We start from the raw sequence: 6,662 nt of genomic DNA, 5'->3' as shown, positions 1-6,662 counted from the left end.
GATCGGAATAGTGTCCGTTTAGTGTTACCTAATAACCAGGTTGTCGCTTTATCCAAGAAGGCGGAGATTATTCCGATTTCGCATCTGGATTCTATAGGCGTATCCCGCTCCTCGGGGATGCCGACGCTGGATTACTCGCGGTTGAAAAATAGTGTGTTGTCAGATTCCATTCAATACCACACGTTGATCGTTCCAACGGGAAAGATGCAATCGCTTGTTTTGTCGGATGGGACACGGGTAACAGTTAATGCCAAGTCTACTTTGAAATACCCGGTTGTATTCTCGGATTCGCTCCGGGAAGTGTACCTGGAGGGGGAGGCTTTATTTGAGGTTACAAAAGATCAAGGTAAACCTTTTATCGTTTCTGGAAAAGATTTTGAGGTGGATGTTTTAGGTACGGTTTTTAACGTGATGAGTTATGACGAGGAACCGATGTCCCGGATCACTTTGATAGAAGGGAACGTGAGAACAACTGCGGGAAAGGTGTCTGTTTTATTGAAACCCGGGGAACAAGCTTCTATATTGCCGGAGCAGATTCACGTGGAAAAAGTGAACACGGATGCTGTTGTTGCCTGGGTGGATAGGAAGATTACTTTTGACTCCGAACGATTGGATTTAATAATGAGGAAAATATGTCGCTGGTATAATGTGCAAGTTCTTTATGAAGCTCCTGTTATGAGAGAACGGTGTTTCACGGGTGCTTTATTGTGTGATCATCCGTTGGAAGCTTTTCTGGAGTGGATGAGTACGACGACAGATATGCAATTTGTATTGAGTGATGGATTAATTACAATTAAAAACATTAAAAATCAAACGGATATGGAAGCAACGACATTATCAGCAGTAAAAGTTTATGTAGGCACTTACGGCAAGTATAACAACGGTTCATTATCCGGCGCATGGCTCGACCTGTCGGATTATTCGGACAAGGAAGAATTTTACGAAGCGTGCCGGGAACTGCACAAGGGCGAGGAAGACCCGGAATTTATGTTTCGAGATTACGAGAATATCCCGGAAAACTTGATTTCCGAAAGCTGGTTATGCGATAAGTTCTTTGAACTTCGGGATGCCATCGAAAAGCTAAGCGATACCCAGCAAGAAGCGTTTTTCGTATGGTGCGACCACCACAACAGCGACCTAAGCGAAGAAGATGCAGACGACCTTATTTCTTCCTTTGAGAATGAATATCAGGGAGAATATAAAGACGAGGAAGATTACGCCTATGAAATCGTAGAGGAATGTTACGAACTGCCGGAGTTCGCAAAGACCTACTTTGATTATTCGGCTTTTGCCCGTGACCTGTTTATGACTAATTACTGGATGGATAATGGTTTTGTTTTCCGTTGCGCCTGATTACTAACCGGGTGGAGCAATCCACCCACAACACACCAAGACAATGAAAGTATATAATAAGATAACAACTTTTTTACGGTGGTTCATACTTGCTTTTATCATCTATCAGGTAGTCACCAGCACCGCCGGAATGTGGATAGCCCTAATTATAAGCTTTTTTATTATCCGGTTCGTTCTCCGGCTGTTTATCTCTGCCGTTTACCTGCTTTGTATGGCGCTTATTTTCATTGTGCTGCTTTCACTTCTGATTATCTGATAACTCATTATAAATTATAGTAGTATGGAAACTTTAAACAAAAACGGGGGTAAGTATTACCCAAACACCGGGAGAAGAAAAATATGTAAAATGCTGCTTAGGCGCATTTAGGGGTCAAATCTATTATCAATATGATTACCGCCATATGGATGGAGAACTATTCTCCACGCTTGCCCAAACACTTGACGAGTGCCGCAAATGACGGGATGAATGGCTGAAAAAACAAAGGTAAAAAGAAAATCCAGCAGGACTACTTTCTTTCATGAGCCTTTGCGGGAAAGAACGTAGCAAAGAAACCTGATTTCATTTCTCCAAATAAGCTTAAAATCATATATTTGCATAATAAATAAATAATAGATATATGGTTGATTTTACTTATGAAATACCTGATGAAAGAGCTTATTTTAAAGCAGTAGTAGATATTGCCAAAAATGACCCGGCACACAAGAGAATAAATCTATATAATATAATAAAAGATGGTTATTGTGAAATATCTGCTGGGAGTAGCTATTCACAAAAAAGATGGAATGCAATGGCTACTACAGTGAACTTCTATATACCTCAATCGCAGTTCTCGGCTAATAGCTCAAACTTGCCGACCTTAAAAACTGCTTTAAAAAGTATATGTTCTGCCGTTATGCCCCCCAATGCAGGATATGATATTTTGGATGTTAATATTTCTCCCGTGTTGGAAAATGATAATGACAACCTTTTAAACGATGTTATAGAAACTGTAAATCAGACAAAATTGGAAATTCTTTCTGATGAAATAAAGGAAAAAGGGAAAGAGATGTCGGAGCTATATATTACTTTATATTGTATCGAAAACTCTCTCCGTGATTTCATAGATAAAACTTTATCAGGTCAGTTGGGGAAGGATTATTTTAACAAAATCACAGTCCCAAATGATTTGCAAAAAGGAATTACTACGAGACAGAGTGAAGAAAAGCAAAATAAATGGTTACCATTGCGGGGAGACAAAGAACTTTATTATTTAGACTTTATAGATTTATCTAAACTTATTCTAAACAATTGGGAATATTTTAAAAAATATTTTCCATCACAAGGATGGATTTCAACTAAATTGGAGGAATTATATAAGGTAAGATGCTTAATTGCTCATAATAGTTATGCAGGTAATGATGAAAAAGACCTTGTAGGATTATATTATAAACAAATTGTTAGACAAATAGCAAATGCTACTTGATGAAGAAAGCCATCAAATTTGATGGCTTTCTTCATTCTACTCTAAGTTGTTTTTCTATAGCTGCTTATCTCACTGACCGCCGGAACTGCGTCCGTTTTCCATGTGGTATTTACAAAAAATGAAATACCGTTTATATCCTATTCTATTTTAACCATGTTTTTTTTTACTTTAATTGTTTTCTTCTTCCTTGCTGTTATCATTATTAAATGAAAACGTAAGCTACTGTAACTGTCCGAAGCTGTCCTGAAAATACACATCTATCGTTTGTTGGTCGGTGGATGCAGAGGTATAGTAAAGCCGGAATGTTTCATCCGGAAACGGGTACAGGTCATTCGGCAGTAAAACCGTCCCATCGGACATTTTCAGCGTTCCCGCCCCGTCCGGCTGGAAATAGCGGAGAAATACTTTGTTTCCTCAAACCGTCCGTCCCGGTGAAGCTGGTAGCGTATTTCCGCCGTTTCATCCACCTTTAATTTTTCGGTACAGGCATCGTTTCGATACTGAACAGGTAAGACTGCTGTATATCCACGTTGTCACTACACGCACCCACCAACAACAAGGTAGCCACCATGTAGCACCCTGTTAGCATCTTATAAATTACATTTCTCATATACATTATAATATAATAGGTTAGTTTATCACATTATAAATTTCAGCCCCACACCAAATTGTGTGTGGAACTTTCCGATTGAAGAACCGAACAGGTATCTTTCCCGTGCGTTAATCAGGAATACCACCCGGTCAGTAATGTAACTTTCCAGTTCCAGCGTCAACGCACTGCCATAGACAAAACCGTCCTTATCCGTCAGCATCGAGCCATCGGGCAACAGCTTGTCACCCCAGTTGCTTGTTTCGTACCCGACAAGGGCAGACAATCCCAGCGAAAGGAAAAAGGTTTTCTTCCTGTCTGAAAGGAAGTTCACGTGGTAACCGCCCTCATCTGTAAAGTGGCTCACGAGTATTTACAAATCCTTATAGAGGTAATGCTTTTCGAGATATTCCCCGCCGATAACCCACCTGTTCCCGTTTTTGGTGTAGGTACTCATGGCAGCCCCGAAGTAATAAACGCAATCTCTTTTACTGTTCCAGTGAACACCGTCCGCTATGCCGCCCGTGACCTGCAAGCCTTTCATGCCCGGCAAATATCGTTGTGCGTGTGCCCGGTTAAAAGTCAGGCACAGCACAATGAGGGATATAATACAACATTTAAAGACTTTATTCAAAGATGGCAGAAGAGTTATCCACCACTCAAAAGATATCAACATGAAAGGTACAGGTTCTACTTTACATACTTTAAATATGAAAGGGAAATCAGGGGCATGATTTACACCACGAACTGGATCGAAAGACTGAACAGGGATTATAAAAGGGTTATTAACATGAGAGGGGCCATGCCAAATCCACGGGCCGTCATGCTGTTAATGGGAACGGTGGCACAAAATGCGGATATTTATAAATATCCTATTTATAATTTCTTAGAATCGAGTTTATTTTATTAAAAAAAATAGATTTGCAAAGATGATAGAAAAAAGGAGTACATACACACTTTTAGGGACACTATCACGAAGTTCCGAGTCATCCCTCTATTTTGCTTTATCAGTTAATTAAAGTTAAATGTCGATCATTCCGTTTGATTACTCGAATAAACCACATACTTTTACAGTGTACTATTTTACTAATGCACACATAAACCAATTAAAGTATAAACACAATGATGATCGAAGTAAAGAACTTATCTTTCAGTTATGGAAAGAGAAAACAAAAAATCTTTAACGACTCCTCGCTGACATTAGACAAAGGTTCAGTTTACGGTCTTTTAGGAAAGAACGGTACAGGTAAATCTACTTTGCTTTATTTAATGACAGGCTTACTTCGTCCCCAAGCAGGACAGATATTTTACAAGGGCGTGAATGTTGCAAGTCGCTATCCGATAACTTTACAGGATATGTTCCTTGTATCTGAAGAGTTTACACTACCATCGGTTAGCCTGAAACAATATTTGAAGCTGAATAGTCCGTTTTATCCGAATTTCAGCCGTGAATTGCTGAGGACCTGCCTTCGTAATTTCGATATGAATGAGGATATTCATTTTGGCGAACTCTCCATGGGACAGAAAAAGAAAGCATTTATGTGTTTCGCATTAGCAACCAATACGTCTCTGTTGTTAATGGATGAACCCAGTAATGGATTGGATATTCCTTCAAAAAGTCAATTCCGCAAAGTACTTGCTTCCGGCATGACAGATGAAAAATCGGTAATCATCTCAACCCACCAGGTGAGAGATATTGATAGCTTGCTGGATCATGTAATTATTATCGACGGTACCCGTGTACTACTGAATACATCGGTAAAAACCATCTGCGATAAAGTATATTTCGCAGAACAAGGAATAAACGAACCAACAGATAATGCACTGTATATTCAATCATCAGTCCAAGGAAACAGCGTAATCTTCCCGAATACGAATAACGAGGAATCGAATCTGAACCTGGAAGTATTATTTAACGCTATGCTGACAGAAAAGGAAAAAATGCAATCAATATTTAACAAGTAACATACGAATACATTATGAATACGAATAACTTTTTTAGCCTATCGCGCATGGTCATGGTAATGAAACGCGAAATTCTGGAAAATTGGAAAACGAACCTATATCGTTTGATCGGCCTTTATGCGGCATTCGCACTAACGTTGATATTCGGTATGATAAGGGTAAATAACGAATCGCGTTGGCTGGATAATCCCGATTGGGCGATAGGACATTTTTGTCAAGGCATAATGATCGTCTTTATGATAATTACCGGGATCGCATCTTTTATTTATGCGGCCAATATCATGGAAAACATGAAAACGAAGGAGGAACGTATATCATTTCTTATGCTCCCGGCTACTATGATTGAAAAGTTTGTAGTAAAATTCTTATACGTTACGGTAGGTCTGTTTATAGCTATCCTGATAACGGTATCGTTAGCAGAGATTACCCGTCTTCTCCTGCTCCCTTTATTTAACGTTCCTGTTACTTTGCATCAGACAATATTACCGAAAATGTTCTCTATGTTTATGGATATGATTCGTATAAGTGGTAAAGATAGTCTCGTTGTCTACACTGGATACGAAGTTCTCAATTATGGATTGGTTACAGCATGTATCTGGACTTCGGTGATTTGGCATCACTCTTTGTTCATATTAGGCGGTAATTATTGGTATAAAAAACCTTTCTTAAAAACATTGGGAACACTTTGGGCCGTAATGTTTATATTAAGCTCTATTACATCAACTGTCATAAAATGGACGAGTACCGGAAATACATTTGTTTTGTGGGACTCGGCGAGGACCAATTGGACAACAATAAATAGTGTATTGGCTGTAAGCATAGCTCTCTTCGCTTCATTTACCATTTTCAACTGGTGGTTGAGTTACAAACTCTTTACCCGCTCGCAAATTATTAAACCGAAATTCCGTTTACTATGAAATTTAAAGAGAGTAAATCCATTTACTTGCAGATAGCCGACCGGATATGTGATGAAATCCTGCAAGAACAATATAGAGAAGAAGAGCGTATTCCATCAGTCAGGGAATACGCCGCCACCGTGGAGGTAAATGCAAATACAGTTGTCCGTACTTACGATTACCTTCAAGGACAAGAAATTGTCTACAATAAACGCGGCATCGGTTATTTTGTATCGGCAGGAGCTAAAGACCGGATTATGACTCTGCGCAAGGCTACATTCCTGTACGAAGACCTGCCGGAATTTTTCAAACAAATGAAGACATTGGATGTTTCAATAAAGGAAATAGAGAGGAGGTATGAGGAATACCTGACTCAGAATTAACATGATAACCGAA

The 6,662-nt window shown here is 39.3% G+C and carries 8 protein-coding genes and 3 pseudogenes; 9 read left to right on the top strand and 2 right to left on the bottom strand.

Translation table 11 applies throughout. From position 1 onward, the window contains the following. Positions 1–117: 117 nt before the first annotated feature. The 5 genes and pseudogenes from QZR76_RS08635 to QZR76_RS08615 form a co-directional block, all read left to right on the top strand. Positions 118–783, top strand: a pseudogene (locus tag QZR76_RS08635) (FecR domain-containing protein); the annotation flags it as partial. 36 nt (positions 784–819) lie between these two features. After that, the gene (locus QZR76_RS08630; protein WP_294142248.1) at positions 820–1,353 is read left to right on the top strand and encodes an antirestriction protein ArdA; all 534 of its coding nucleotides are present in this window, start codon (positions 820–822) and stop codon (positions 1,351–1,353) included. 43 nt (positions 1,354–1,396) lie between these two features. Then, on the top strand, positions 1,397–1,609 hold the full coding sequence (locus QZR76_RS08625; RefSeq protein WP_294142244.1) for a hypothetical protein: 213 nt from the start codon (positions 1,397–1,399) through the stop codon (positions 1,607–1,609). 55 nt (positions 1,610–1,664) lie between these two features. Continuing rightward, a complete protein-coding gene (locus QZR76_RS08620) occupies positions 1,665–1,811 on the top strand; it encodes a DUF3873 family protein (RefSeq protein ID WP_294142247.1) in 147 nt (48 codons plus the stop codon). Between the two features lie 159 nt (positions 1,812–1,970). Beyond that, the gene (locus tag QZR76_RS08615) at positions 1,971–2,816 is read left to right on the top strand and encodes a Swt1 family HEPN domain-containing protein (protein ID WP_294142242.1); all 846 of its coding nucleotides are present in this window, start codon (positions 1,971–1,973) and stop codon (positions 2,814–2,816) included. 219 nt (positions 2,817–3,035) lie between these two features. Here the strand turns inward: QZR76_RS08615 and QZR76_RS08610 are convergent. Both QZR76_RS08610 and QZR76_RS08605 read right to left on the bottom strand, forming a co-directional pair. Beyond that, a pseudogene (locus tag QZR76_RS08610) lies at positions 3,036–3,432 on the bottom strand (DUF3872 domain-containing protein). Between the two features lie 22 nt (positions 3,433–3,454). Next, positions 3,455–4,039: pseudogene (locus tag QZR76_RS08605) on the bottom strand (conjugal transfer protein TraO). On the opposite strand from QZR76_RS08605, the gene QZR76_RS08600 reads away from it, so the two are divergent. The 4 genes from QZR76_RS08600 (at position 3,971) to QZR76_RS08585 (ending at position 6,649) form a co-directional block, all read left to right on the top strand. Then, positions 3,971–4,315 carry a transposase gene (locus QZR76_RS08600; protein WP_294142239.1) on the top strand — a complete coding sequence of 115 codons (345 nt, stop codon included), beginning with the start codon at positions 3,971–3,973 and terminating at the stop codon, positions 4,313–4,315. The pseudogene QZR76_RS08605 and the gene QZR76_RS08600 sit on opposite strands and share 69 nt — an antisense overlap. Positions 4,316–4,527: 212 nt before the next feature. After that, positions 4,528–5,370, top strand: a complete 843-nt coding sequence (locus tag QZR76_RS08595; protein ID WP_294142238.1) for an ABC transporter ATP-binding protein — start codon at positions 4,528–4,530, stop codon at positions 5,368–5,370. Positions 5,371–5,384: 14 nt separating this feature from the next. Then, positions 5,385–6,287, top strand: coding sequence for a hypothetical protein (locus QZR76_RS08590; RefSeq protein WP_294142236.1), 903 nt, complete (start codon positions 5,385–5,387; stop codon positions 6,285–6,287). Further along, a complete protein-coding gene (locus QZR76_RS08585; protein ID WP_294142235.1) occupies positions 6,284–6,649 on the top strand; it encodes a GntR family transcriptional regulator in 366 nt (121 codons plus the stop codon). Before QZR76_RS08590 ends, QZR76_RS08585 begins: the two co-directional genes overlap by 4 nt. The last annotated feature ends 13 nt before the right edge of the window (positions 6,650–6,662 follow it).

The sequence above is a fragment of the uncultured Sanguibacteroides sp. genome (genome assembly GCF_900543425.1).
Lineage (GTDB): Bacteria > Bacteroidota > Bacteroidia > Bacteroidales > Marinifilaceae > Gabonibacter.
This window is presented reverse-complemented; position numbering and strand designations above follow the sequence as displayed.